This is a genomic window from Alphaproteobacteria bacterium endosymbiont of Tiliacea citrago, assembly GCF_964031065.1.
Taxonomy (GTDB): domain Bacteria; phylum Pseudomonadota; class Alphaproteobacteria; order CAJXXZ01; family DAHXLG01.
Genome location: NZ_OZ034995.1, coordinates 234,569 through 261,038 on the forward strand (window position 1 = coordinate 234,569; position 26,470 = coordinate 261,038).

Consider the following 26,470-nt stretch of genomic DNA (forward strand, 5'->3'; position numbering starts at 1 on the left):
TAAAACAAGGTATCATATTGTTTTTTTTATATTAAAATTTAAGTTTTTTAATTGTTTTTAAACTAAATTTTGAGCTTTTTTTAACGTTTTTTAATCATTTTTTAAGTGTTTTTTAAATGTTTTTAATAAAAAATTCAGCTTTTTGAATGATCTCAACAGGCATACCAGCTAATTTGGCAACCTCAATAGCATAAGATTTATCAGCAACACCATTAGATAATTTATAAGTAAAAGTTAAAGGGTTTGGTATAATTTTCATCATTTTTTTTTGCAAATTTAAATTGTTAATTTTTCCTAAAGATAAATAATGAGTAGCAAAAATAGTTCTACAATTCAATTTTTCTAAAACATACTCTAAAATTGATCGAGCTAAAGCTTCTCCCTCTTCAACAGATGTACCTCTACCCACTTCGTCTAAAATCAAAAAACTACGAGAAGTAGCTTGATTTATAGTTAATGCCATTTCTATCATTTCTAACATAAAAGTCGAATTACCTTGCAGAAGATCATCGTTAGTACTAATTCTTGAAAATATTTTATCAACAGTGCCAATAATTGCTTTTTTACAAGGAACAAACATACCACAGTGTGCGAGTAAACAAATTATCGCTTGTTGCCTTAAATACGTGCTTTTACCTGCCATGTTTGGTCCTGTCATTAACATAATATGAGTTGATAAGTTACAATCATTTTCAACAAAAATTTGCCCATTGTTTTTAAAGTGTTTTTCTAAAATTGGATGTTTTCCATCAATAATTTCAAATTCATTGCCTTTTGTTAAAATTGGTCTGTTATAACCAAAATCATTTGAAATTTGAGCTAAATTCGAAAAAACATCTATGTTTGCAGATATTTCTGAATAAATATATGTATCTTCTGCAATTGTTTCTATTTTTTTACAAAGATCAAAAAAAAGCTCTTTTTCTTTATTTTTTATAAAATCTTTGCTTAATAAAAACTTTAAATTTATTTCATCTAATTCTTTCGTTGAATATCTAAGAGCGTTTTTTAATGTTTGTTTTAATTCAAAAAAACAATCCAATTTATTTTGCAAAGATGGATTTATTTCAACCAAAAAACCTAATGGAGTTTTTTTAATTCTCAAATTATTTATTTTAATTTGATTTTGGTATTTTTCTTGAAGAGCATCTAATTGATTATAAAGAGTTTTCAGAAAATTTTTATATTCATCTAATTCATGATTATAATTTTCATTTATATAAGAATCATCTGAATTGATATTATTTGGAGCGTCTTCGTTTAAAGCTTGTAAAATTTGATTAAAAATTTCAGGATGTTTATCTATTTTATATTTCAGAAAATCGCATAACTCATATAATTTATTAGTTCCTGTTGCTAATTTATAAATTTGATTAGGGGATGCTTTTTTTAATATAATTTTGCTTAAAATTCTTTCAAAATCAGGAATTTCTTTTAATATTTCTTTCACTTTTTTTAAAATATTATTATCTTTTTTAAAAAATTCAATGTTATCATATCTTTGATTAAGTTTTTCTATATTGTTAATTGGATTAGTTAAATGTTTATATATTTTTCTTCCTCCTTGAGAGGTTTCTGTTTGATCAATAAAACATAATAAAGAGCCTTGAAAATTATTTTGTAATGTTTTTGTTATTTCTAAATTTTTTCTTGTAAATAAATCAAGCTGAACCTCATCTGTTTCATGTTTTTTAATAGGGAGCTTAATATTAAAAGATAGTTGTTTTTGTGTGTGCTTTATATATTCTAATATGTTAGCAATAGTAATTTTGTTTTGTTCGTTTAAATACTCCAAAGATTTCAAAGAGTGAAGATTAAAAAAATTATTGATAATATTTTCCGATTGATTTTGGGTTTTTTGTTGAATAATAGTAATTTTATTTTGATTAATTTTTTGTTCTTTTAATTGTATTGCCAAAAGTTGATTAACTAAAATTTCACTTGGGTCTAATTTTTCAAGTGCGTTTTTTAAATTTATTTTTTCAACGTCTTCAACAAAAAATTCATTAGTTGAAATATCAAAACATGCAATTGAAACGATTAAATTTTTTTCTTCTATACTAATTAAAAAATTATTTCTTTTTTCTTCAAGCATTGACTCATTCGTTATTGTTCCAGCTGTTATAACTTGAACGACCTCTCTTGGAATAATTTTATCTTTATTTAATTCAGATCCAATTTGTTCGCAAATAGCAACTTTATATCCAGCTTTAACCAATTTAGATATATAATATTCGCTTGTATGAAATGGTACTCCTGCCATTGGTATATCTTCAGATTTATGCGCTCTTTTTGTTAAAGTTATATTTAACTCTTTTGCTGCAATTTTTGCATCTTCGTTGAACATTTCATAAAAGTCACCTAGTCTGAAAAATAATAAACAATCTAAATATTCTAATTTTATTTTTTGATATTGCTGCATAATAGGGGTTGACATAACACTAAAATACTATTAATTTTTATTTTTATTAACCATTTCTTTACTTAATTTATTTTTGTACAATTTAAGATATGTATAATGTTTTTTTACCTAAAACCAATTTTAATATTTATGAGAAAGATTTTGAAGATAGAATTATTGATTTTTGGGATAATATTAATTTAAATAAAAAACGTGATTCAATGCACATGGATGCAACTCCTTTTGTTCTTCATGATGGTCCTCCTTATGCAAATGGTCCAATTCATATGGGACACGCTGAAAATAAAATTTGGAAAGATTCTTTAAATCGTATTTTTTGGATGCATGGCTATTCAACTCCATATGTTTTGGGGTGGGATGCTCATGGTTTGCCCATTGAAAATGCTGTTGAAAAAAAATTAAAAGCAGACGGTATTGATAAAAACGATTTGTCTAAGCAGGATTTTTGGGATAAATGCTTGGAGTTTGCTTCTTATTGGATTGAAGAGCAAAAAAAAGGTTTTAAAAAATTAGGTGTTTTAGGTGATTATGATAATCCGTATGTTACTTTTCATGAAGAAGAGTCTATTGGGATTATTGATTGTATTCATTCATTCGTTTCTTCTAATTATGTTGTTAAAAAATATCGACCTGTTCTGTGGTCTTACGTGGAAAAAACAGCTTTGGCATATGCAGAAGTTGAATACAAAGAAAAAGCCTCTAATTCAATTTATTTTTCTTTTCCAATTGTTAAATCAAACGACGAGGTTTTAAAAGGAGTTAACGTTCTCGTTTGGACGACAACTCCTTGGACTTTACCGGCAAATGAAGCAGTTGCTTATAATAAAAATTTTCAATATATTATTTTTTTAGTTAATGATAAGAAATATTGTTGTGAAGTTAGGCTTTTTGAGGAAATTAAAAATTTATTCAGTGAAGTTAACGTTTGGAAAAGCGTTGAAGGTTCTGTTTTTGAAGGGGCTATTGTTGAACATTGTATAGAAGAATTTAACACTGAAAATAAAGTTAGAAGAATGATTCATGGTGATCATGTTGATCATGAGAAAGGAACCGGTTTTGTTCATACCGCTCCAGCACATGGTGAAGAAGATTTTGACTTAGGGGTAAAAGAACATTTAAATATAGAAGATTTATTAGATGAAAACGGTGCATTTAAATCAACCGTGCCATTAGTTGCAGGCGTTCATGTAAAGCAAGCAGATAAATTAATGGTTGATCTATTACAAGAGAGAAGTTTATGTCTCGCACATGAAGAATTTAAACATTCTTATCCTCATTCTTGGAGAAGCAAAGCTCCTTTAATTTATAGATTAACCAAGCAATGGTTTTTAAACATGGCACCTTTAAGAGAAAAAGCTTTAGAAGTTGCAAATGATCCTAAGTTAAATTGGTTTCCAGAAGAAGGAAAAAATAGATTCATATCAATGCTTTCTAATCGTGATGATTGGTGTATTTCTCGTCAAAGAATTTGGGGCATTCCTTTATCTATTTTTTATAACAAAGAAAATGATTTTGTTTTAAGAGATGCTGAATTCTTATTAAAAACTCGTAAACACTTAGAAAAAATTGGAGTGAAAAATTGGAGTTCTGTTAAAATTTCAGATATTGATGATTCATATAATGATGAGGAATGGCAAAGAGTTGATGATATTGTTGATATATGGTTTGAATCGGGGTCTACTCAAAGTTTTGTTTTAAAAAAGAAAAATTTATATCCAGCAGATGTTTATCTTGAAGGATCAGATCAACACAGAGGATGGTTTCAATCTTCTTTATTGGTTGCAGCAAATTTAAATGGATCAGCTCCTTGGAAAAACTTAGTAACCCATGGATTTTGTTTGGATGGATCTAAGCAAAAAATGTCTAAATCTTTAGGCAATGTAATTTCTCCTTTAAGTTGGGATATTGATACTTTAAGAGTGTTTTTTTCATCTTTAAATTTGGCTGGAGATATCAGTATTTCAGAAAACAGCATTAAACATGCTCAAGAAATGGTTTTTAGATTTAAAAACACAATTAAATTTTTATTGGGAAACTTATCAATTTCCAAAGAAATAAAATCTGTTCCATACGAAGAACTCCCAGCATTAGAAAAATGGATTTTGCATAAAGTTTATAAGTTAGATCAAAGTTTTACTGAAATAACAAAATCTTTTTACTTAAATAATTTTATAAATAATTTATATGAATTTTGCTCTCAAGATTTATCTTCATTTTATTTTGATGTAAGAAAGGATACTTTGTATTGTGAAGAGTTTAATAATTATGATAGAAGAGCTGTCATTTCTTTATTTAGATTATTGACTCCAATTTTATTAAAATACTTATCAGTTTTTATGCCATATTCTATGGAAAATGCTTGGGAAACCTATAATAATGAAAATGATTTATCAATTAACAACAAAGAGTCAATTCATTTGCAAGAGAAAGAAACAATTCCTGAATATTATTTTAATGAAAATAGCAATAATTATATAGAAAAATTAAGAGATATTAAGAAAAAAGTTAATGAGCAAATCGAACCATTAAGAGAACAAAAATTGATAACAACTAGCCATGAAGTTAAAGTTGTTATAACAGATACTAATATTGATTTAACTGAGCTTAAGCAAATTTTGATTGTCTCAGAAGTTGTTTATGGAGAAGCTTTTCAAGTTGAAATAATAAAAGGCTTAAAATGTAAAAGATGTAAATTTTTGTTTAACTCTCTTGATGAAAATTTATGCAAAAGATGCTTTTCAGTTTTAGACAATTAAAATAAATAAAAATATAGGGGCTGGAGGATGATTTTTAAAATTTGTTTTTTTTTGATTTTAACTTTAAAAACAAATTATATTTTGTCCACAAAATTCAAAAAAATAGAAGAAATAAAGAAAGAAAGATATATAAAAACAATGTCTATTATATCTTTTAATATGGATTCTTTAATAGGAGAGGTAGCTCGTTGCTTTAATAGTTACGAAGCAAGAATTTTAGAAAAAACTTTAAAAAAACATTTACCTAAAGATTGGCATGACCCAAAAGCAAAAGTGGAAATATTATATATAAACACTCAAAACGGAAGAAACATTGATGGAATCTCTTTTTCTGGAAGTGGAAAAAAAATTGAAATTGTTTTTCAGGATTTTGAAAAAAACATCATAGTTGATGAAGCTCCAACCTTATCTAATATTAATTTAGACCCTAAATCAGATTTTGATATTTACAAATTGCCAAAACCTCTTTTAGAAAATATATATATTTTTATAAAAAAATTACCCAAAGAAAAAAGAAACTATAAAAAATATAAAAAAATTATTGTTGTATATTCAACTTTAAATTTTCAAGTTCATGCTATTGTGTTTGTTAACCAAAAGCATCAAAAAGATTTTTGTATTCTTTTTAATAATATTATTGTTAATAAAAAAGGTTTTTCTGTGGAAAAAATGAGTTTTTCTAATTATTTTGGATTAAATATAAAGAACATAGTAACATCCAGATTTGGTTATAGAAGACACCCAGTTTGGAAAACAAAAAAATTACATTCTGGTATAGATTTAAGGGCCCCAACAGGAACTCCTGTTCATGCAGCTTACAATGGGGTTATTTTATTTAAAGGTTGGATAAAAGGATATGGTAATTGTATAAAAATTGCACATACTAAAAGAGTAATAACTTTATATGGCCATTTATCTAAATTATCTAAAAACATAAAAGTAGGTCAAAAAGTAAAAAAAGGCACGTTAATTGGTTTATCTGGTTCAACTGGATATTCTACGGCACCTCACTTGCATTTTGAAGTGAGAATCAATAATAAGCCTGTAAATCCGTTAAAATTTAATTTTTTTTATTATAAAAAATTATCTAAAAATGAATTAGAGTTGTTTTTAAAATTTTTAAAAGAATTAAATAAAGTTATGTAATTGAAAATTATATCTGTTTTTTTTTATCTTTTATGATAATATGGACATAAGCGCTTTTAGCTCAGCGGAAGAGCATCGGCCTTCTAAGCCGCAGGTCGCAGGTTCGAATCCTGCAAAGCGCACTTTTAAAATTCAATTAAAATTTTCTTTTTTTTAATTAGGCTTTTATTTAAATTTAATGTAACTTATATGTAAGGTTTTTTTATTTATGAAAAAAATAGTATTATCAGCTGGTGGAACAGGAGGCCATGTTTTTCCAGCATGCGCTCTTTCGTTTGAATTGAGAAAAAAAGGTTACTACACAATCTTAATAACAGATCAAAGAGGAATAAAATATGTAAACAAAGAGTTTAATGAGGTTGTTATATTACCTATATCAAAATTAAATTGGAAATTTTTTTTATTATCCCCTTATCTTTTTTTTAAATGTTTTTTTGTTCAGTTTAAAATAAAAAAAACAATATCTTTTGGTGGATATGTTTCTTTATTTCCAATGTTAACATCAATAATTTTATTGAAAAATTTTTTTATAGTACAATTAGATTCAGTTGTAACGCGTTTAAATAGATTTTTTATAAATTATGCACATAAAGTTTTTTATGTTTTTCCGATTACAAACTTTAAAAAATTTAATTCTAATTTTTATTTAACCGGTGCTCCAATAAGATCTGGTTTTGAATTTTCATTTATAAAACATTCAAAAGAAAACTTTGTAATATCTATAATAGGAGGAAGTTTAGGTAGTTCCTATTGGGAAGATTTAATTGTATATTTTGCAGAATCTTTGAATGAAAAAATAATTGCAAACATCACATTGAATATACAAACAGAAAAAGATTTAAGTTTTTTAGATAAATTTAAGTTTAAATCATTAAAAGCTGAGAAATTCTTTGATACAAGAGTTCTTTTTAAGCAAAGCCATTTAATTTTAACAAGATGTGGAGCAAACACTCTTTCTGAGATAGGATCAATTGGTAGGCCTTGTTTTTTAGTTCCGTGGAAACAAGCAATTGAGAATCATCAAGAAATAAATGCAAAAAATTTAATGGAATTTGGCGGATGTCAAACAGGTGAATACAAAGAGTTGGTTTCTTTTTTTATGAAATTATACACAGACGAATTGTTTTTTGCTCAAACATGCGCCAATATTTCAACTTCTTTTGTTTTTGATGGAAAAGCAAATATAGTAAGCCATTTATCTTGATAATTATCAAACATGAACCGTTAATAGTTTATTAATTTATTAAACAGAAAAATTAATAATAATATGCACTAAATAAAAGATTTGATAATATTTAGCGTATGAAAAGATATTTTTTATTATTTTCTTCAATATTATGTTTTTTTACATGTATTTATAGATATCATGTTTTTTATATAAAAAATTCAAAATTTAGCGCAAATTATCCTGTTTTCTTTCATTTTTATAGATATTTAAGCGGAATTAATTTTTTTCTTTTTAGTTTTTTACATTTTTTTTTACTTATTTTAATTAGTTATAACTTTTATTTAATTTTTTCGTTTTTTTGGATATATTGTTTTTTTTGGAAATCGATTTTTTTATATTATTGTTTTTTATTGATGTGTGTTTTGCCTATTTTGTTAATAAGTTTTTTCACAAGCTTAGATCTTTTTTATTATAATATGTTTTTTATTTCTTTTTTTGATAAAAAAAAGATTTTTTTTAAATTTTTTAAAGCCATTCATGTTTTGAATTTTATTTTGACTCCTATTGTTTTTGTGGTTTTTTGTTTTTGGTTTTTTCTTTTTTTAGTTTATAACCCAAGTTTTGTGAATCATTTTAATGATAATTTTTTTTCAAATATTGCTATGTTTTTTATTGTTTTGATATTGTTTTTAAGGGTTTTTATATGTTTTTTTGATCAATTTAGTATGATTTTTTGCAAAAAAAAACTTTTTAAAATTACAGTAAAAGACACTGTTGTCAAATAGACTTTGTTTTTATATAATAGCTTCATGAATATAATTTTAAGCACATTATCGATGCTGGGTGTGTTAATAATCTCATCAGGACTATATATTTTTCATAATATATTTATTGAAATAATGCCATTTTCCTTTAAAAACAAATTGAAGGAGTTTGGTTTTTTCTTTTTTGCCTATTTAGGTCTATGTATTTTTACTGTTTCTTGGGGAATAATTTATTATTTATTTTATTTATATTTTGATTTAATTTTTTCATTAAATTTTTCTTTATGTGTTTTTTCTTTCTTTTTTATGCTTATTGGGCTTTTTGCTTTTAGTGTGTTTTTTATTGATGCTGTTAATTATCTTTTTATCTTAGAATCATATTGGGAAGGTTCTGCTTTTTTGGGGTTCATTAGTAAATTTTTCAGTTTATTCTTTTTTATGTTTTCAATTTTATCAAATTTATATTTATTTGTTCTTGTTTTTTCTTATATTCTTATTAATCCTTTTTATTTTTGTTTATTGTTTTTTTCAAATGTTATTTATTTTTTTTGGTTAGTTTCTTTTATTTACAACTTTGTTTTCAAAAAGTCATTTTTTCTTGTTTAAAAAATTTTTACACTTAGTTCATAAAATGTTATTATGATCTTAAGTTCTTTTATTTTGTTTCTTTTGTCTTATTTTTTTTCTTCAAAGCGAGATAAAGTAATTTTCAAAACAAGTGGTTGGTTATATTTTATTTCTCATTATCAACTTTTTCTTTTTGGTTTTGCTCTTTTGGCTTTTATTTGTTTTTTATTAATTGTTGGTTTTACTTATTCATTGTTTTTTCATGATTCTTCTTCTCTTTTTTTTTCAATTATTTTAATGTTGTTGTTTTTGCCGTTTTCTATAGATTGTATTTATTATGGTTTATTTGGAATTTCTTTTTTTAAAGAGCAATATATTAAAAGCAAAAAGTTTAAATCTATTAAAAAAATCAATAGCGGTTTTTCTTTTAATTATTTTATGTTTTCTTATGTTAAATTTATATATTTTTGTTTTTCTTTGTTTTTTTTTATTTTTTCATATTTATTTTTAATTTTTGTTTATACTTTTGTTTTTTGGTCTATTTACAACGAAAAAAAACCGCTTTTAATTTATATCTTTCTTTTTGAAAGCCATTTGTTATCTTTCTTTTTATTTATCATTTTTATATTTCCGTTTTTTATAGAGACAATGTCATATGCTTATAGAGGAAATTCTTATTTTATTAAGTTTATTGATTATTAAGTTATGTTGACTAATGGAAAATTAATCGTTCTTTGTTAAAATAAAAGCATGAAGTACTCAGTTTTTATTTTAATGGCGGGATGTTACAGAACAGTAGCATCATCTTTCGGAAATTATGCATATGGTAACACGCAAACTTTTCTTTCTTCACCTTTTGTTGATCAACAAAATGAAGAAGTTGTTCCATTGGGAAATTTGCAGGATAATTTTTTTATGCCTCAAGGGCAAGGATATGGAATGCCTCCTGCTCCTATTGTAATGCCTCAGGGGCAAGGATACGGAATGCCTCCTGCTCCTGTTGTAATGCCTCAGGGGCAAGGAAGTGGAGTTCTTTCTTTTCAACAGCCAGGACAAGATAATTACTCTTCAAATAATCTTCAGTTTTTGCATGATCAATTAACTCGCGCAAGACTTGAGCTCGAGCTACAAAAGGTAAAAAGCAACAGTGATAGAAAATATGGATTTGTTAATGGTTTTTTTTCTTGTTTTACAGAAAAAGGTCCTCAAAGACTAGACAGAGTAAATATTTCAAACAACGAAAATGGTCCTGGTTTATTTGAATCAGAATCTTGTTATTATGATAAGGCTAGTCTTAATTTTATTCTTGTTTCTAATAATGGTGAATTAAGAACTTTACAAAAAAAAATTGCAGTAAACGATGATAGTCGTATCTTTGTTTTTGATCAATCAACATCAAGATATTTTTATGTTGTTCCTGCACGACAAACAGGGCAAACTCTTACTTTAGTTCCTTTATCTCTTGTAACAGCAACTAAAGACTCTGGTCAATTTTCTTATTTAATACTTAAATGTGAAGGCAATGTTAATCTTCTTTATAGTCTTATAAGTGGAAACATGAAATATATTGGTCTTTTTGAATCACTTGGTTCTAATTGTGTAACGGATGCATCTGGTAATATTTTTAAACAACGTAATGAAAGACCTCAAAATATATCTGTTTTATCACGTCAGATTAATCAAAGTTCAAACAATGAAGCGATAAATTATGGTTCTCAATTTTTTAATGGTTTGCAAAACCAATCAACTCCAAATTACATAAATTTTGCTTCTTCTCAAGGAAATACTCAAATAATGAAGGATAATGCTCTTGATAGAACTTTAAATCATTACTTAAACCAAAAAGGAGTTTCCTCTTTACCTATGCAAACAATTAGATGATCATTTTTTCATGCTATTTTCTTTTATTTAATTTTTTTATATTGTGAATTCATGTTTAATAAAAAACTTTTGAATTTTATTTTGTTTTTTACTTGTTTTAATAAAAGTCCTTTTGGGCCTCAAGAAGAGATGTATTATTTAAACTCACAAGAAAAAATTCCTGGGCGGATAGATTATGCTGAAGAAGTTGCTGTTCCAGCGTTTGGAATAATTTCTGATCAACAACATGAGCCTTTTGGGGGCCAACAAAACAAGCTTACTTCGGAAGGTTTGTGCCAAATCGTAAAAGAACTGAAAGAGATAAATCACTGTGTTTTCAATACACAAACTCTTGATGAATGGGGTCTTAAAAGTTGCTTTGAAAAAATATTTGCACTCGAAGAGACTCATATTCAAATTGTTTGTGCTGTTGCTTTGCTTAAACATTCATTGTGTTTTACTAATAATCCAAGCCCTTATTTTGAGGATTATTTTAATCGATATAAAAATTGTTTGAACAAAATTGATCAAAGAATGAAAGCGTTATTAGATAGGATTTTGGGCTCAGAATTTTTTTTAAGTGATAATGAAAAAAGCTTTTTTATTTCTTCGGTTACTCAACCGATTTCGAATTGTATTTGTTTGGAATGTAATAAAAAAATTTGTGGTTGCACTGTAAATGCAGAAAATGGGTTTCCTTATATTAAGGGTAGTTTGATTTTTTGTTATCGCCAATTAGGTGGTGTTTTGATTCCTGATTTTTTTAAAGAAAATGCCATTGTTTTAGGCTATGCTAAAGACTCTTTTGGAGAAAATTTTGTTGCATTTCAGCACGCTGATAAGAAATGTTTTTATTTTTGTTCTGTTGGAAAAACACAGGCTTGTGCTAGATTAATTTATTTTAATGGATCTTTGTATTGTGTTGTTCCTAATAAAATAGATCAGAATGTTTTTTGTTATGTTAGTGTTTATTCGTCTACTGCTTTATCTAAATCATGTAATTATTCTTTTAAAAGCTTTAATTTTGATACCTTTGCAGGGGATTTTCGTTTTTTTATAAATATACCGCTTGTTTTATATTCATCTATTGTTATTGGTTCTTCAATTTTATTTTTTTCAATGTTTTGTGCAAATTGGGCTGGATCTTGTTATAGATGTGGTCATCCTGCTGTTAAATTTTTTGGTGGATTTTTTAATTTTTTCTTAGGCGGTTTTCTTGGGGCTGGCTTCTTAAAATATATTCTTGGGCCTACGTTGTTTTTCAAAGATATTATTCAACAAGATCAGACATCTCGTTTTATTGCTTCTTTTTCAAATTTTAAAAATATATCTATTGTAAATTTTTTAAGAAATAAAAGAGTGGGCGAACTTAATTATAAGGCTCTTTATGTTTTTGGTTCTTTAGGTTTAGCTTCTGCTCTTTTTCTTTGGTCTTTTATTTGGTATGTTTATATTTTATCGAAGGGCCGTTATTTGCTTAATGGTGTGAGTTTTTTTGCTGGACTTTCTTTGTTATGTTCTGGTTTTTTCTTTGGAAATTCTTTAGTTTATGTTTTTGAATATCAAAGAAATATACAAATGTTAAAAGCTGATTGTGGAACACAAAATTTTATTTAAAATTTATTTTATCTCTTCTTGTTATTACTTATTTTTATTATATTGTTTGTCTAATTGTTTTTTCAAAAAATTTCGCTAATTTTAATTGTCTTTTTTTTTCCATCTTTTTTTATTATCACTTCTTCGTTTTCTAGCTCTTTGGGTGCTATTATTATTTGCAATGGAGAACCTATTAAATCGGCTTCAGAATATTTTGATCCAATAGAAACATCTTCTCTATCGTCCCAAATTATATCATCATATTTATCATAAAATTTATTTGCGATTTCCTTACATTTTTCATCATTAGAAATTGAAATTAATGTAACATCGAATGGTGCAATAGGGCCTAAGTTTTCTTTTTCGAACATTAATCCAACAATTCTTGAAACTCCTATTCCATAGCATCCCATCATCATTGCTTCTTTTGTGCCTGGATAGTTTAATTTGAAAGCTGATGTGTATTTATCTCCTAAAGCGTAAATATGTCCTATTTCAGCATATTTGACATCTGAAGAGGCTTCGTAGGCGTGATCTTTTTCTTCCCATTGTATTGATTTTGAGACAGGTTTTTTAAATTGCAGTTCAGTTTCACCAAATTCCGATGGCACTAAAAATTCATGGCTCATAAAACCACCCATAAGACCAACATCAGCATGTAGAGTGACTGGTTCGAATCCTATTTCTGTAAAAATTTCTCTATAAATATAAAACATTTGTTCGTAAGTTTCTAATAGGCAGTTTTTATCTTTGTGAAAAGAATAAGCGTCTTTCATTAAAAATTCTCTTCCTCTTATTATTCCGAATCTTGGTCTTATTTCATCTCTAAATTTCCATTGAATGTTGTATAGTTTTAGTGGAAAGGTTTGTTTGTTGTATTGAAAAGATTGTAATAAAGAGCAAAAAAGTTCTTCCGCTGTTGGTCCAAAAATAAATTTGTGGTTGTTTCTATCGTAAATTTTAAGCATTTCATTGCCAAAAGTTTGATCTCTTCCTGTTTTTTCCCAAAGCGTTCCTTCTTGAAGCATTGGAGACAAAACCTTTATAACTCCATTTTTTTCATGAACTTTTTCAACAATTTTGATTGTTTTTTCTAATGATCTTAATCCAAGATTTAGCCAAGCATAAATTCCAGAAGATGTTTGATGAACAAATCCTCCTTTTATCATTTTACCTATTGCACCATCAAATTCAGATTCTTTTTTGAATGGAAGATAATAATTCGATCTTTTTACTTTCATTTGGAAAATATATATTATTTTTTGAATATGTTCAATTGTTTTTTATTTATTTGGGTGTTGAGAGTAAGGATAATTTTTTTGTACTTTTTCCCTATGTGTTATTATTCCTTTTTCTTTGTCGTATTTTGTCATTGACACTGTAACTTTATCACCTTTTAATATTTTTATTTTATATGTTCTAATTTTTCCTGAAATAATACCTTGAATTTTTTTACCATTATCTGTTTCAACTAAGCATAGACCATTTCTACCGACTTCTAAGACTGTTCCTTTAACTTCAAATTTATCTTCGTCTTTACTCATATTTTTTTATATTAGCATTTTGACAATAAAAGCACAAATTAAAAATATCTGTTATTAAAAACAAAAAGAGGTTGCTTTAAAAAACTTTTTTTGATATGCTTAGCGTCTAGGGTACTTAGCTCAGTCGGTAGAGCATCTGGCTTTTAACCAGAGGGTCAAAGGTTCGAATCCTTTAGTACCCACTTTTCAAAAATCTTAATTTACACTTGTTTTGTTTTTTTTGTTTTGATATATTTGTTTCATAGGGTGATTAGCTCAGGGGTAGAGCGTTTCGTTTACACCGAAAGGGTCAGAGGTTCAAATCCTTTATCACCCACGTTTTTTTAGTGGTCTTTTTCTTTTATTAATTTTTTGATAACATTCAACACAAAAGGTGTTTTTTCATGAATCGTTTTCCTATTCGAAGATCTTTTGGTAAAGATGGAAATCTTATACCTAGTTCCAATCTCATAAGTTTACAAATGGAGTCTTATTCAGATTTTCTTCAAAAAAACGTTAGTCCTAAAAACAGAGAAAACAAAGGATTGCAAAACGTTTTAAAAGAAGTTTTAACTTTAAAAGATCCCAATGCAAAAAATCATATAGAATTTCTTTCTTATGATATTGATGAGCCAGAGTATGGAGAATATGAGTGTGTTGCTAGAGGAAAAACTTACTCAGCAGCCGTGAAAGTAAATCTTAGGTTAATAAGATATGCAGGAAAGGCTTCAGAAGGGGTTATTTCTGAAATAAAGGAGCAGTCCATTTTTTTGTGTGATATGCCTTTGATGTGTTCAAACGGAGGCTTTGTTATTAGGGGAATCAATAGAATAGTTGTTTCTCAATTGCACAAATCTTCCGGTGCTTTTTTTAGTATAGAAGAATTTAAATCTCAAGGTATAAAAAAAATTTATTTAGCTAATATTATTCCACATAGAGGTGCTTGGCTGGATTTTGAAATAGACTATAAGGGTCTTGGTTGGGCAAAAATTGATAAAAAAAGAAAAATAAGTCTTTCAACCTTCTTAATGTTAGTTGGGCTTAAGGAAAAAGAAGAGGGGTATTCTAAACAAGAAATAATAAACTCTTTTTATGATTCTACTGTTTATGCAAAACATAAACACGGTTGGTATGTTAAATATTCTGAAAAATGGTTAAAAAATTTTAGACCATCTTATAATTTGCATGACCCAAATAGTGGAGAAATAATACTTCAAGCTGGTAAAACAGTTACTACAAAGAAACAAAAAGAAATAGAAGAATTAGGTGGCTACTGTATTGCGCATGAATCTCTGCTTGGAATGTATTTAGCAAACGAAATTAAAATTGAAGATTATACTTACGGCTTAGGATATGAAATAGATGATTCATTACTATCTTCATTAACTGATTTAAAAAAAATTGTTTTATTAAACATAGATCACTCTAGGTTTAATAGTGTAATAAGAGACACGGTGATTTTAGATAAAAACAACTCAATAGATGAAGCTTTGTTAAGTTTTTATAAAACATTAAGGCCAGGTGAAGTCGCTTCATTAGAGGGGGCAAGATATTTGTTTTACTCAACTTTTTGTGATCCAGATCGATATGATTTTTCTATGGTTGGTAGGTTTAAATTAAATCATAGGCTCAGAAATTATTATAAAAACGATTCTTCAAAAAAATCAAAAATTTTAACGTCGGATGATGTTTTTTGTATCGTGAAAATTTTATTGGGTATGAGAGATGGAAAAGAGCAGCCAGATAACATTGATCATCTTTCTTGTAGGAGAATTAGAAGTGTTGGAGAGTTAGTTTCAAACCAATGCAGAGGGGCTCTTTATAAGGTTGCGAAAGCGTTAAAAGATCGTTTAAATGGCACAGAAATAGAAGATAGCGTGGATTTATGTGCAATATTTCAATCAAAAGTTTTGGCATCTTCTTTAAAAGAGTTTTTTGGAACTTCTCAGCTTTCTCAAATTATGGATAACTTAAACCCTTTGGCTCGTTTAGCTCATTGTCGTCGTATTACTGCTATGGGAAGAGGTGGAGTTGTTGCTTCAAGAGCGGCCGATAGTATGAGAGACGTTGGAGAAAGCTACTATGGAAGATTGTGTCCGGTAGAAAGTCCTGAAGGTCAAAATATTGGTTTAATAAGCTATTTAAGCATGTATGCAAAGGTGAATGAATATGGTTTTTTGCAATCTCCTTATAAAAAAGTTATAGATGGTGTTGTTCAAAATGAAATTGTTTATTTAGACGCTCAAGAAGAGGAGCATTATAACATTGCTCCATTTACAGTTAACACTGATAAAGATGGAAAAATTTTAAACGAAAAGGTTGTTTGCAGACAGGGAGAGGATGACTATGTATCTTTAACCCCAAGTGAAATAGATTATATTGACGTAGCATCAGGACAAATTCTTTCTGTTGCTTCATCTTTAATTCCATTTATAGAAAACGATGATCCTCACAGAGCTCTCATGGGTTCAAACATGCAAAGACAGGCTGTGCCTGTGAAAAAAGCGGTTGCTCCATTAGTAGGAACGGGATTAGAGTCCAGAATAGGTGTTGATTCTATGATGTGCGTTTTAGCTAAAGAACCAGGAAAGGTTGTTTATGTTGATAGTTCAAAAATTTTCGTTCAACACATAGAAAACCCTAACAAAATAGACACATATTTTTTGAAAAAATATGAAAGGTCTAACTCATATTCATGTATAAATCATAGAGTAATTGTAAAAGTGGGCGATAAAATAGAGTCCGGTCAAGTTTTAGCGGATGGATCGAGTATAGACCATGGAGAAGTGGCACTAGGTCAAAACTTAAGAGTAGCCTTTATGTCTTTTAAGGGTAATACCTTTGAAGATGCTATCGTAATCTCTGAAAGATTATTAAACAACACTTTAACATCTGTCAGAATTGAAGAAGTTGTTGTTCAAATTAAAGATGGAGAATCGATTATTCGATCAATTCCAGGTGTTTCAGATGAGTTTGTAAAAAACCTTGATGAGGCAGGAATAGTAACAGTGGGGGCAAAAGTAAAGGAAGGTGAAGTTTTGGTAGGAAGAGTTATTCCTAAAATAGAAACAATTTCAACTCCTGAAGAAAAATTACTAAAGGCTATGTTTGGAAATAGAAACACAAATTATTCAGATGCTTCATTAAGAGTTCCTCCAGGATGTGCTGGTACAGTTATAGATGTTAAAATTTTCAACAAAAAAGAATCAAATAAAGACGAAAGATCCTTGTTAATTGAAAGAATTGAGTTGAATAAACTTAAAAAAAACAGAGATTTAGAGTTGAAAATTATTTTAAGCCGATATGAAAAAGAAATTTTAAATCTGTTAAAAGATGAATTAGTTGTTCAAGGAAATGATCATGTAAATGCTCAAGAAACATTAACAGAAGAAAATTTAAATCAGTTATCTTTTGAAACATGCAAAGGTATAAGAATTGAAAATGAAGATAAACAGAAAAAAATAGATTTAATTTATTCTGAATTTAAGTCTGTAAAAAAAGGAATTGTTGATCGTTTTGAAAATCTTGCTAAAAAAATTTCTCTTCCAACAGAGCTTCCAGCTGGAGTCATAACACAAATTAAAATATTTATAGCAACTAATAGAATAATAGAAGCTGGTGATAAATTAGCGGGTAGACATGGAAACAAAGGTGTTGTTTCAAAAGTTTTGCCAATTGAAGACATGCCTTTTGATGAAAACGGAGAGCCTGTTGATGTTATTTTAAACTCATTGGGTGTTGCAGCTCGTATGAATATTGGTCAGGTTTTTGAAATTGCACTAGGCTGGGTATCAAAAGAAATTGGTAAACAAGTTTCAAATTTGCTTTATTCAATTTATACATTAAACAAGAACTATGATGACTTAAAAGAGTTATTAAAAAAAGCCTATCCAAACAATGAAATAGACTCTATGACAGAAGACCAAATGTTGGCAATAGCGCTTAAAATCGCTAACGGATTACCATTTGCGGTTCCGTCTTTTGATGGTGCAAAGCTAGAGGATATAAAAAAACTGCTTTCAGATTGGAATATTCCATCAACAGCTAAAATAAAGCTAAGAGATGGAGAAACCGGTGAATTATATGCATCTCCAATAACTGTTGGATATATGTATTTAATGAAATTAAACCACATGGTTGCAGATAAGATTCATGCAAGAAGCACTGGTGGATATAGTTTAATCACACAACAACCTCCTGGAGGAAGAGCAAAAATGGGAGGCCAAAGACTTGGAGAAATGGAAATTTGGGCTCTTCAAGCATATGGAGCAGCTTATTTAACAAAAGAGTCAATGACAATAAAATCAGACGACCACTTAGGAAGAGTGTCTGCATATGAATCTATGATAAAAGGCCAAGAGGTGAGTATGGAAAATAACTCTCCAGAAAGTTTTAAGGTCTTAAGGCAAGAATTAAGGGCTGTAATGTTAAACACAGACTGTTTAATAAGGCAATTTGTTGAAGGAAAAGAAGCTTGGATAAAATCAGGAGCTGGCTCTGAATTTGATGCGTTAAAAATATCATTAATGAGCCCAGAACAAATCAAATCGTATTCCTATGGAGAGGTTAAAAAAGCAGAGACTTTAAACTATAGAACACAAAAAGCAGAAATTGGTGGTTTGCATTGTCCTGTAATTTTTGGACCAGAAAAAGACTATCGATGCGCTTGTGGAAGATATAGTAAAATGAAATATAGGGGAATTGTTTGTGAAAAATGTAACGTTGAAGTAACCGTTTCAAGAGTGCGAAGAGAAAGAATGGGGCACATAGAATTAGCTTGCCCAGTTGCTCATATTTGGTTTACAAAAATTCTTCCAAGTAGTATTGGCTTAATGCTAGATTTAACAAGTAAAGATTTAGATAAAGTTCTAAGATATGAATCTTATATAATTATTTCAGCTGGAATAACACCATTAGAAGAAAAACAGTTATTAACAGAAGAAGAGTTTGATAAAGCAAAACAAGAATACGGATCAACATCTTTTGTAGCAGATATGGGAGCCGAAGCAATAGAGGCATTATTAAAAGCTATAAATTTAGACGAAATGAGAATGCAAATTGTTGAGCAATTAAATTCAAAACCAAATGATTTACTAAAGAAAAAATTAATAAAAAAACTAAGAATGGTTAACGGGTTTATAGAAAACAAAACAAGGCCAGAATGGATGATAATAAAAACTCTTCCAGTACTTCCAGCAGACTTAAGACCATTAGTAGCATTAGATGGCGGAAGATTTGCAACTCCAGATTCAAACGATTTATATAGAAGAATTATAAACAGAAACAATCGATTAAGATCATTAGAAGGATTTCCAGAAATAGTAAAAAGAAACGAAAAAAGAATGATTGCAGCTGCAGTTAATGCTGTTATTGATAATAGCAGAGTAGACCAACCATTCTTAACTTCAAACGGAAGACCATTACAATCAATTGGAGATCTATTAAAAGGAAAACAAGGAAGATTTAGACAAAACCTATTAGGAAAAAGAGTCGATTTTTCAGGTCGATCTGTTATTGTTGTTGGTCCAAACTTAAAACTACATCAATGCGGATTGCCTAAAAAAATGGCCGTAGAATTATTTAAACCATTAATTTATGCAAGATTAGAGCAATATGGATATGCCGTCACATTAAGATCAGCAAAAAAAATAGTAGAAGAAAGAAGACCAGAAGTTTGGGAAATCTTAAAAGAAGTGACATATCAGTATCCAATTCTTTTAAACAGACCGCCAACACTTCATAGATTAGGAATTCAAGCGTTCGAATGCGTGTTAATAGATTCAAATGCAATTCAACTACATCCATTAGTATGTGCAGCATTTAATGCAGATTTTGATGGAGACCAAATGTCAGTGCACGTACCACTTTCAGTTGAAGCACAGATAGAGGCAAGAATTTTAATGATGCCATCAAACAACCTTCTAAGCCCTGCGAATGGTCAGTTAATTATGGAACCTAAAAAAGATATGGTATTAGGTCTTTATTATTTAACAAACTTAGTCGAAGGATTAGGAAAAGAAGGAATTGTTTTAAACCAAAACGAAGTTGAAAAAGCTATAGAAGAGCAAAAAATTTATTTCAATCAAAAAATTGAAGTAATTATAGATTGTCCAATAGAAGGATCAACAAAAACAGAAACAACAGGTGGAAGAGTAATTCTTTACAATAGCCTTCCAGAAGGGCATAAAATTCCTTTTAAAGAAGTAAATAAATTATTTATAGGAAGAGATGGCTCAAAACTATTTGAAAAAATTTATAATACATGTAAAAGATCAGACGTAGTATCATTTGCAGATACATTAATGACGTTAGGATTCAAATATGCAACAAACTCATGTGTTTCATTGGGAATAGAAGATTTAATTTCATTGAAAGAAAAAGAAAAGCTTGTAAAAGATACAAAAACAAAAGTATTAGAATTTGATAGACAATTTAAAGAAGGATTAATAACAAAGGGTGAAAAAAAGAACAAAATAGCTGAAGCATGGTTAAAGTGTGATACATATTTAGAAAAAGAAATGGATAGAATCTTATCGAAAAAAGAACCAGGTAAAGATCCAAATCCTATATATATGATGTATCACTCAAAAGCTAGAGCCTCAACAGCACAGATGAAGCAAATCATGTCAATGAGAGGTTTTGTTATAAAACCAAGCGGAGAATGGGTTGAAAATGCAATAGATAAAAGTTACAAAGATGGTTTAGATGCACTAAGTTACTTCACAGCAACTCACGGAACAAGAAAAGGTCTAACAGATACAGCGTTAAAAACAGCTGATGCAGGGTATTTTACAAGAAAATTAGTTGAAGTGGCGCAAGATTGTATTATCACAGAAAAAAGCTGCGATATAAACGATACAGAAGAAAATATATCAAATAAATATATAACTTTTGAGCCAGCAAACAAAGGAGGTTTCTTCGATTATTCAGGAGCAGAAGGAAGAATAATAGCAGAAGACATAGTAGATCCAGAATCAGATGCAAAAATTTTATTTCATAGATATCATATGTTAACAAAAGAAGACTTAGAAACATTATCTAAAAATATGATATTAAGCATAAAAGTAAGATCTCCAATTATGTGTTCATGTCATTTTGGTATTTGTGCAACTTGTTATGGTCTAGATCTATCAAAAGCAAAACAAGTAAGTATAGGAGAGCCAGTAGGAGTAATAGCAGCCCAATCAATAGGAGAGCCAGGAGCTCAATTAATGATGAGAACATTCCACGGAGGCGGAGGATCGGTTGGATCAAACGAAGAATCTTCTGTATTAGCTATCATTGAAGGAAAAATAAAATATATAAATGCCAAAATTCACAAAAGAGACAACGGAACAATGGTATTAATAAGCCGAGGAGCAGAAGTTTTAATTTTAGATGAACAAGGAAGACAAAGATCAAAACACAGAATGCCATATGGATCAAGAATGTTTTTTGAAGAAGGCCAACAAGTAAAACAAGGTAACATAATTTGCGAATGGGATAACACAATAATTCCAAGATTAGCAATAGCAAAAGGATATGTAGAATATAGAGATTTAATTGAAGGAATTTCCTTGAAAAAATTCATAGACGAAACATCCGGGTTATCATCAAGAATAGTAACCGATTATAAGAAATTAATAAAAAAGAAAAATAGTATAAATCCAGCAATTTTAATAAAAGATGAAAATGGAGACTATGTATTAACAGAAGATGGATTACCAATAAGTTATAAACTAGAACTAGACGATGTGATAATGGTAGAAAACGGAGCACATGTAGAGATCGGTGATTTAGTTGTAAAAAAACAAAAAATGTCAGCAAGATCATCAGATATTACAGCTGGTTTACCAAAATTAGTTGAAATTTTTGAAGCACGTTTACCAAAAATTCAAGCTGTAATGAGCGAAATAGATGGAACAGTAGTTTTTAACAAAGATAATAAGTTTAAGAGATATGTCACAGTAACATCTCAAGATGGATCAGATAGTAAAGAATATATGATATCAAAAGATATAAACATTGTGGTTCAATCAGGAGATCAAATAAAAAGAGGAGATTTAATAAGCGAAGGAAGCGTATCATCTCACGATATTTTAAGAATATTAGGGGTAGAAGCTTTGGTTCTATATCTTTTAAAAAGTATAAAAGATATTTTCAATTCACAAGGAATGGTCGTTGATAATAAACACGTAGAATGTATTATTCGATATATGTTAAGAAAATTAGAAGTAATAGAGTCAAAAAATTCAACATATGTAAACGGAGAGATAATAGATATATTAGATTATAAACAACTGATTAAACATAGTTCGATGGATGAAGATAAGGTGCCAGAAGTAAGATATATATTGCAAGGAATAACAAAAGCATCCTCTATGGATATTTCTTTCTTAAAAGCAGCATCATTCCAAGAACCACATAAAGCCTTAATTGGAGCTTGTTTATCAACAAATTCAATAGACTATATGCATGGAATGAAAGAAGCCTTGATAACAGGAAATTTGATTCCAGCAGGAACTGGAGTTGTGGTAAAACAGTGGCAAAGAGAGTTCGAAGAAAACTTAAAAAATTCAGAAAGCTTTGAAGAAGAAAAAGAAGGATTAACAGAGAACGTAAGTTCGTTTGAAGAATCAAATTCTGATTCTTCGTCAGATTTGTTTATAGAGTAAGTATCCGAGATTTATATCTTTAATAAAAAAATTCAAAGTCTTTTTAAATTAAAATAGTTTTTTAACAAAGCAGAACACTGTTCTTGTTTAATATTTTTAATTAATTCAATTTTTTTTGTTTTTTCATCTTTTCTATAATCAGTTCTAGATGCACCGCAAACAATAGAATTAATATGAGCTAAGCTACAAGCATATAAGCACATGGGACAAGGCTCTAAAGTAACAAAAAGAGAGCAATCATTCAAAAATTTACCCAAAATAAGTTGAGCTTTTTGAATACATAAAATTTCGGCATGCCAAAAATCTTGATTATGAGCAGAAGAAATAATATTATTATTTTTAACAATAACAGCACCAACAGGAACATTGTTTTTATTAAAAGCGTTTATAGCTTCTTGAATAGCTAAATCCATAAATTTGAACATTTTTAAATTATATACATATATTAAAATTTTTTCTCTATAGATAAAAAACTCTATATCTAAAAAATATAGGACTAATCTGTGAATAAATAAAAATTTAACAATTATGCTTAAAATCTCTTTAAAAACATTCGTTTTTTAGTATTTTTTAAGCGTTTTTTAAGCCTTTTTAATCATTTTTTAAGCTGTTTTTAACAAAAATATTGAAGAAATTTGAAATAAAAAATACTATAAAAATATGTTTAAAATTACAAATTTAAAATATGAAAAGACAGCTTTCGCAAATCTTTCACAAAAATCATTTGATTATCATCATGGAAAACATCATGCAACATACGTAAATAATTTAAATGATTTAATCACGAAAAATCCAGGGTTACAAGACAAAACATTGGAGGAACTAATAAAATTATCTTATTCAAAGAAAAAGGAACCATTCTATAAAAAACTATTTAACAATGCAGCACAGCATTATAATCATGATTTTTTTTGGAATTCTATAACGCCGGAAAAAACAACTCTTTCTAATGTTTTGTTGGAAAAAATGAATTCATCGTTTGAGTCATTTGAATTGTTTAAAGAACAATTTGAATTAATTTGTTTAAGTGTTTTTGGCAGTGGATGGGTATGGTTGATTTACAATGAGTCAACGGAAGAATTAGAATTATATAAAACAGAAAATGCGGAAAATCCGATATATTTAGAAGGGGTAATACCTTTGTTAGCATGTGATATTTGGGAACATGCTTATTATATCGATTATTTTAATGAAAGAAAGAAATTTGTTGAAACAATTTTTGAATATTTTGATTGGAACTTTGCAGATAAAAATTTTCAAAAGCATGTTAAAAAAACAGAAAACACGGAAAATTTGATATAATATGTGGACCAATAAAACTTATAAAGAGACTTTTTTTCATGATTCAATTTATAAAACAGTGAAAAATTTAACAAAAAAATTTAGTAATCCAATTATTTTTTTAAAAGCTTCATGGAAAGATATAGCTCCAGATTGGGCAAAAGAGGCTATTCCTTATTCAATTAAAAATCAGACCGTTTTTTTTAAAACAAAGGATAATCCTATGGTTTTGCAATATAAAGAAAAAGAAATTTTGAAAATAATTAATATTTTGATATCAAACTCTATTACAAAAGTTAAGATTTTTTCCATTTAAAGAGTTAAAAATCAATTTAAATTTATTTTAAACAAACAAAAAAAAATTGCTTTTAAATTTTGTTTTTTATATAATTCCAATATGAGTTGTATTCAGCTAGTTTGTCCCAAATGCTATGAAAGCTATGAAATTCCAGAGGAAATATTAGAATCTTTCGATAAATTTAAATGTAATCATTGTAATTTTCTAGAACAAAAGTCTTATTATTCTCCAAAAAAAATAATAAATGAAGAAGAAACTAATGATTCATTAACTTCTGATTTTGACAATAGCCTTATTACAAAGGAAAAACCACCTATAAATATTCCTGTGCAAAACATAACATTAAACAACACAGATTCTTTTAATTCATCAAATGAAGTTTTGAAAAATATTATTATTATGGTTACAGCATTAGCTTTATTGACTGGATTTGTTTTTTTAATGATTAGAAAATGAATATATTATATATTGATACTCATTCTACTAAAAATTTTAATATTGGTTATTTTAATGGGGAAATTTTTGTTGAAAAAAACGGTAAAGATGCTTCCTGTGAAATGATTGATTCAATAAATGAACTTACTAAAAACAATATCGACAAGATTATTATTAATAAAGGGCCTGGGTCTTTAACCGGGTTAAGAATTGGGTCTTCTTTTGCGCAAGGTATAGCTTTGTATAAAAATATACAAGTATTAGGCATTTCAATTTGGGATATTTTGTTATTAGAGTACCCTGATACTGATATCTTTTTTTTTACAGGTACTAAAAAATGGATAAAAAAAAATTCAACAGAAGAAATTATTTTTGAAGATGATTTTTGTTTATCAAATAATAAATGGATTTCTAACAAACCTGATTTGGTTCCTTTAGATAAAACAAATAATATTGAGTATTCTTTTTCTGTCTCTTTAATGCATAAATATCAGCATATAGCATCAAAGGATATTAATATTTTATATCCAATTAATATGTTTTGATTATTATATATGTTTTTTCTTAATACTTTGTTTTTTTATAGTGAGTTCAAAATTTATTCTCTATATGCAATTTTCTTATATTATTTGCCTAATTAAAGTTTTAAAGTGCATAGATTCCTCATCTTCCATTTTATAATCCTCTGGATATCCATTTTCAATGAATTTTTCATATGATTTTAAAAATGGTATTTTTGCTATTCTTTTAATATGATTTATATTTATATCAAATTCTTTTAGTTTTTCATCTGGGTAATAATCATTTGTCATGTTTTCTACAAATCCTAATACTTTTAATCCCATTGCTTTTACTAGTGCAAACATTCTAATTACATCGCGGTAAATCATTTTGTTTGGTTGGCTTATCATTATTAATTCAACATTTGGACAGGTTTTTAAACAAGCTTGATAGGCTTCGTTCATACCTCCTGCAAAGTCTAATATTAAATATTCACAGTTCCAGTTTGATTGCACTAAAAATTGAGAAGTAACAGCTCCTATTGTTCCTTCGTGCCAAACCTGGCTTTCTCCTTCTTTTAAGAAAAGTCCCATAGATAAAACTTCTATTCCATGCGTTTTTATTGGGTTTATGTTTACTCCATCTGATGATTTTGGAACTTCTTTTAAGTTTAATAGACCTGCTATTGATGGGCTATAAGCATCTGCGTCTATTAGGCCTACTTTATTTCCAAGATCTCTTAATGTAAAGGCCAAATTTAAGGCTGTCATACTTTTTCCTACTCCGCCTTTTCCCGATGAAATTCCTATAATTTTTTTAAACTTTTCTGTTTGCATTTGTTGAACGCAAAAAACAATTTTTACTTCATATTCTTGAAATCTTTCTTTTATATTTTGCTCGGCTTTTTCTAGATCTAAACCCGGTATTACATTTATTGTTAATAATAATGTTTTATTTTCTTTTAGTTCTATGTTCTGAATATTAAATTCAGAAACTCGAGAGAGTAGCGACCCTAAATTAAAACTATCATTATTCATATTGTTTTATTCTATATCAATAAAACATTTTTTAAAAGTTTACGTTTTGTCAATCTTTTGAAAGCATAATAACTCTACAGGAAAAAACATGACAAAAAAGCAAATGTATTACTTTCGGAAAAAACTAGAAAGTTGGAAGTTAAATATTGAAACTGAAATGCAAGAGGAGTTAGAATTAGAGTTAAAAAACGAACTTTTAAATTTAGAAGATGCAGATGAAGGAGATGTTATTGATAAAAGAAACATAATTGATTTTCAAGAAAAAAGAAAAAATTATTATAATAAAATTTTAAATGAAATAAAGTATGCTTTAAAAAAGATTGAAGAAAACACTTTTGGAATTTGTGAAGAAACGGGCGAAGAAATTAATTTTAAAAGGTTAGATGCTAATCCAATAGCTAGATTTTCTTTGGAGGCTCAAAGCGTTAGAGAAAATTATTAAATTATTTAACTTAGGCAATC

General features: G+C 28.0%; 18 protein-coding genes and 3 tRNA genes. 16 read left to right on the forward strand and 5 right to left on the reverse strand.

What is annotated here, in order from left to right:
* Window positions 1-112 precede the first annotated feature (112 nt).
* Complete coding sequence (gene mutS / locus AAHM83_RS01290) at window positions 113-2,437, reverse strand: DNA mismatch repair protein MutS (RefSeq protein WP_342262214.1); 2,325 nt, start codon at window positions 2,435-2,437, stop codon at window positions 113-115.
* Window positions 2,438-2,511: 74 nt separating this feature from the next.
* Between mutS and ileS the strand changes: the two genes are divergently transcribed.
* From ileS to AAHM83_RS01330, 8 genes are all read left to right on the forward strand, one after another.
* Complete coding sequence (ileS, locus tag AAHM83_RS01295; protein ID WP_342262215.1) at window positions 2,512-5,178, forward strand: isoleucine--tRNA ligase; 2,667 nt, start codon at window positions 2,512-2,514, stop codon at window positions 5,176-5,178.
* A 27-nt stretch (window positions 5,179-5,205) separates the two neighbouring features.
* Entirely contained in the window at window positions 5,206-6,324 is a 1,119-nt protein-coding gene (locus AAHM83_RS01300; protein ID WP_342262216.1) for a M23 family metallopeptidase, read from the forward strand.
* Between the two features lie 50 nt (window positions 6,325-6,374).
* A tRNA-Arg gene (locus AAHM83_RS01305) sits at window positions 6,375-6,446 on the forward strand.
* 86 nt (window positions 6,447-6,532) lie between these two features.
* Complete coding sequence (locus AAHM83_RS01310) at window positions 6,533-7,528, forward strand: UDP-N-acetylglucosamine--N-acetylmuramyl-(pentapeptide) pyrophosphoryl-undecaprenol N-acetylglucosamine transferase (protein ID WP_342262217.1); 996 nt, start codon at window positions 6,533-6,535, stop codon at window positions 7,526-7,528.
* A 773-nt stretch (window positions 7,529-8,301) separates the two neighbouring features.
* A complete protein-coding gene (locus AAHM83_RS01315) occupies window positions 8,302-8,862 on the forward strand; it encodes a hypothetical protein (protein ID WP_342262218.1) in 561 nt (186 codons plus the stop codon).
* Window positions 8,863-8,895: 33 nt separating this feature from the next.
* Window positions 8,896-9,525 carry a hypothetical protein gene (locus AAHM83_RS01320; RefSeq protein WP_342262219.1) on the forward strand — a complete coding sequence of 210 codons (630 nt, stop codon included), beginning with the start codon at window positions 8,896-8,898 and terminating at the stop codon, window positions 9,523-9,525.
* A gap of 48 nt (window positions 9,526-9,573) precedes the next feature.
* Window positions 9,574-10,704, forward strand: a complete 1,131-nt coding sequence (locus tag AAHM83_RS01325; protein WP_342262220.1) for a hypothetical protein — start codon at window positions 9,574-9,576, stop codon at window positions 10,702-10,704.
* A 51-nt stretch (window positions 10,705-10,755) separates the two neighbouring features.
* Window positions 10,756-12,300, forward strand: a complete 1,545-nt coding sequence (locus tag AAHM83_RS01330) for a hypothetical protein (RefSeq protein ID WP_342262221.1) — start codon at window positions 10,756-10,758, stop codon at window positions 12,298-12,300.
* Between the two features lie 62 nt (window positions 12,301-12,362).
* Here AAHM83_RS01330 and AAHM83_RS01335 read toward each other — a convergent pair whose 3' ends face one another.
* Window positions 12,363-13,520: an aminoacyl--tRNA ligase-related protein gene (locus AAHM83_RS01335; protein WP_342262222.1), complete on the reverse strand. Its 1,158-nt coding sequence runs from the start codon at window positions 13,518-13,520 to the stop codon at window positions 12,363-12,365.
* Between the two features lie 42 nt (window positions 13,521-13,562).
* Entirely contained in the window at window positions 13,563-13,823 is a 261-nt protein-coding gene (gene infA, locus AAHM83_RS01340) for a translation initiation factor IF-1 (protein WP_342262223.1), read from the reverse strand.
* Between the two features lie 109 nt (window positions 13,824-13,932).
* Between infA and AAHM83_RS01345 the strand changes: the two genes are divergently transcribed.
* The 3 genes from AAHM83_RS01345 to rpoC all read left to right on the forward strand — a co-directional run bounded on the left by AAHM83_RS01345 (window position 13,933) and on the right by rpoC (window position 22,456).
* Window positions 13,933-14,005, forward strand: a tRNA-Lys gene (locus AAHM83_RS01345).
* A gap of 62 nt (window positions 14,006-14,067) precedes the next feature.
* A tRNA-Val gene (locus tag AAHM83_RS01350) sits at window positions 14,068-14,139 on the forward strand.
* A gap of 67 nt (window positions 14,140-14,206) precedes the next feature.
* Entirely contained in the window at window positions 14,207-22,456 is an 8,250-nt protein-coding gene (rpoC, locus tag AAHM83_RS01355) for a DNA-directed RNA polymerase subunit beta' (protein ID WP_342262224.1), read from the forward strand.
* A gap of 32 nt (window positions 22,457-22,488) precedes the next feature.
* On the opposite strand, the gene AAHM83_RS01360 is transcribed toward rpoC, so the two are convergent.
* Entirely contained in the window at window positions 22,489-22,881 is a 393-nt protein-coding gene (locus AAHM83_RS01360; RefSeq protein WP_342262225.1) for a nucleoside deaminase, read from the reverse strand.
* Window positions 22,882-23,116: 235 nt separating this feature from the next.
* Between AAHM83_RS01360 and AAHM83_RS01365 the strand changes: the two genes are divergently transcribed.
* The 4 genes from AAHM83_RS01365 (at window position 23,117) to AAHM83_RS01380 (ending at window position 25,015) form a co-directional block, all read left to right on the forward strand.
* Window positions 23,117-23,758 (forward strand): superoxide dismutase, encoded by a 642-nt coding sequence (locus AAHM83_RS01365; RefSeq protein WP_342262226.1) that lies wholly within the window; start codon window positions 23,117-23,119, stop codon window positions 23,756-23,758.
* A 1-nt stretch (window position 23,759) separates the two neighbouring features.
* Window positions 23,760-24,053 (forward strand): hypothetical protein, encoded by a 294-nt coding sequence (locus AAHM83_RS01370; protein WP_342262227.1) that lies wholly within the window; start codon window positions 23,760-23,762, stop codon window positions 24,051-24,053.
* An 81-nt stretch (window positions 24,054-24,134) separates the two neighbouring features.
* Entirely contained in the window at window positions 24,135-24,491 is a 357-nt protein-coding gene (locus tag AAHM83_RS01375; RefSeq protein ID WP_342262228.1) for a hypothetical protein, read from the forward strand.
* Window positions 24,488-25,015, forward strand: a complete 528-nt coding sequence (locus AAHM83_RS01380) for a hypothetical protein (protein ID WP_342262229.1) — start codon at window positions 24,488-24,490, stop codon at window positions 25,013-25,015. Before AAHM83_RS01375 ends, AAHM83_RS01380 begins: the two co-directional genes overlap by 4 nt.
* Window positions 25,016-25,090: 75 nt before the next feature.
* On the opposite strand, the gene AAHM83_RS01385 is transcribed toward AAHM83_RS01380, so the two are convergent.
* Window positions 25,091-26,008, reverse strand: a complete 918-nt coding sequence (locus AAHM83_RS01385; protein WP_342262230.1) for a P-loop NTPase — start codon at window positions 26,006-26,008, stop codon at window positions 25,091-25,093.
* An 88-nt stretch (window positions 26,009-26,096) separates the two neighbouring features.
* On the opposite strand from AAHM83_RS01385, the gene AAHM83_RS01390 reads away from it, so the two are divergent.
* Window positions 26,097-26,450: a TraR/DksA C4-type zinc finger protein gene (locus AAHM83_RS01390; RefSeq protein WP_342262231.1), complete on the forward strand. Its 354-nt coding sequence runs from the start codon at window positions 26,097-26,099 to the stop codon at window positions 26,448-26,450.
* Window positions 26,451-26,470: the final 20 nt, after the last annotated feature.

Coding starts and splice junctions, on each gene's coding strand:
- AAHM83_RS01365 (WP_342262226.1), top strand. CDS start 23,117: ATGTTTAAAATTACAAATTTAAAATATGAAAAGACAGCTTTCGCAAAT.
- infA (WP_342262223.1), bottom strand. CDS start 13,823: ATGAGTAAAGACGAAGATAAATTTGAAGTTAAAGGAACAGTCTTAGAA.
- AAHM83_RS01315 (WP_342262218.1), top strand. CDS start 8,302: ATGAATATAATTTTAAGCACATTATCGATGCTGGGTGTGTTAATAATC.
- AAHM83_RS01360 (WP_342262225.1), bottom strand. CDS start 22,881: ATGTTCAAATTTATGGATTTAGCTATTCAAGAAGCTATAAACGCTTTT.
- AAHM83_RS01385 (WP_342262230.1), bottom strand. CDS start 26,008: ATGAATAATGATAGTTTTAATTTAGGGTCGCTACTCTCTCGAGTTTCT.
- AAHM83_RS01380 (WP_342262229.1), top strand. CDS start 24,488: ATGAATATATTATATATTGATACTCATTCTACTAAAAATTTTAATATT.
- AAHM83_RS01330 (WP_342262221.1), top strand. CDS start 10,756: ATGTTTAATAAAAAACTTTTGAATTTTATTTTGTTTTTTACTTGTTTT.
- ileS (WP_342262215.1), top strand. CDS start 2,512: ATGTATAATGTTTTTTTACCTAAAACCAATTTTAATATTTATGAGAAA.
- AAHM83_RS01320 (WP_342262219.1), top strand. CDS start 8,896: ATGATCTTAAGTTCTTTTATTTTGTTTCTTTTGTCTTATTTTTTTTCT.
- AAHM83_RS01310 (WP_342262217.1), top strand. CDS start 6,533: ATGAAAAAAATAGTATTATCAGCTGGTGGAACAGGAGGCCATGTTTTT.
- AAHM83_RS01300 (WP_342262216.1), top strand. CDS start 5,206: ATGATTTTTAAAATTTGTTTTTTTTTGATTTTAACTTTAAAAACAAAT.
- AAHM83_RS01370 (WP_342262227.1), top strand. CDS start 23,760: ATGTGGACCAATAAAACTTATAAAGAGACTTTTTTTCATGATTCAATT.
- AAHM83_RS01325 (WP_342262220.1), top strand. CDS start 9,574: ATGAAGTACTCAGTTTTTATTTTAATGGCGGGATGTTACAGAACAGTA.
- mutS (WP_342262214.1), bottom strand. CDS start 2,437: ATGTCAACCCCTATTATGCAGCAATATCAAAAAATAAAATTAGAATAT.
- AAHM83_RS01390 (WP_342262231.1), top strand. CDS start 26,097: ATGACAAAAAAGCAAATGTATTACTTTCGGAAAAAACTAGAAAGTTGG.
- AAHM83_RS01375 (WP_342262228.1), top strand. CDS start 24,135: ATGAGTTGTATTCAGCTAGTTTGTCCCAAATGCTATGAAAGCTATGAA.
- AAHM83_RS01335 (WP_342262222.1), bottom strand. CDS start 13,520: ATGAAAGTAAAAAGATCGAATTATTATCTTCCATTCAAAAAAGAATCT.
- rpoC (WP_342262224.1), top strand. CDS start 14,207: ATGAATCGTTTTCCTATTCGAAGATCTTTTGGTAAAGATGGAAATCTT.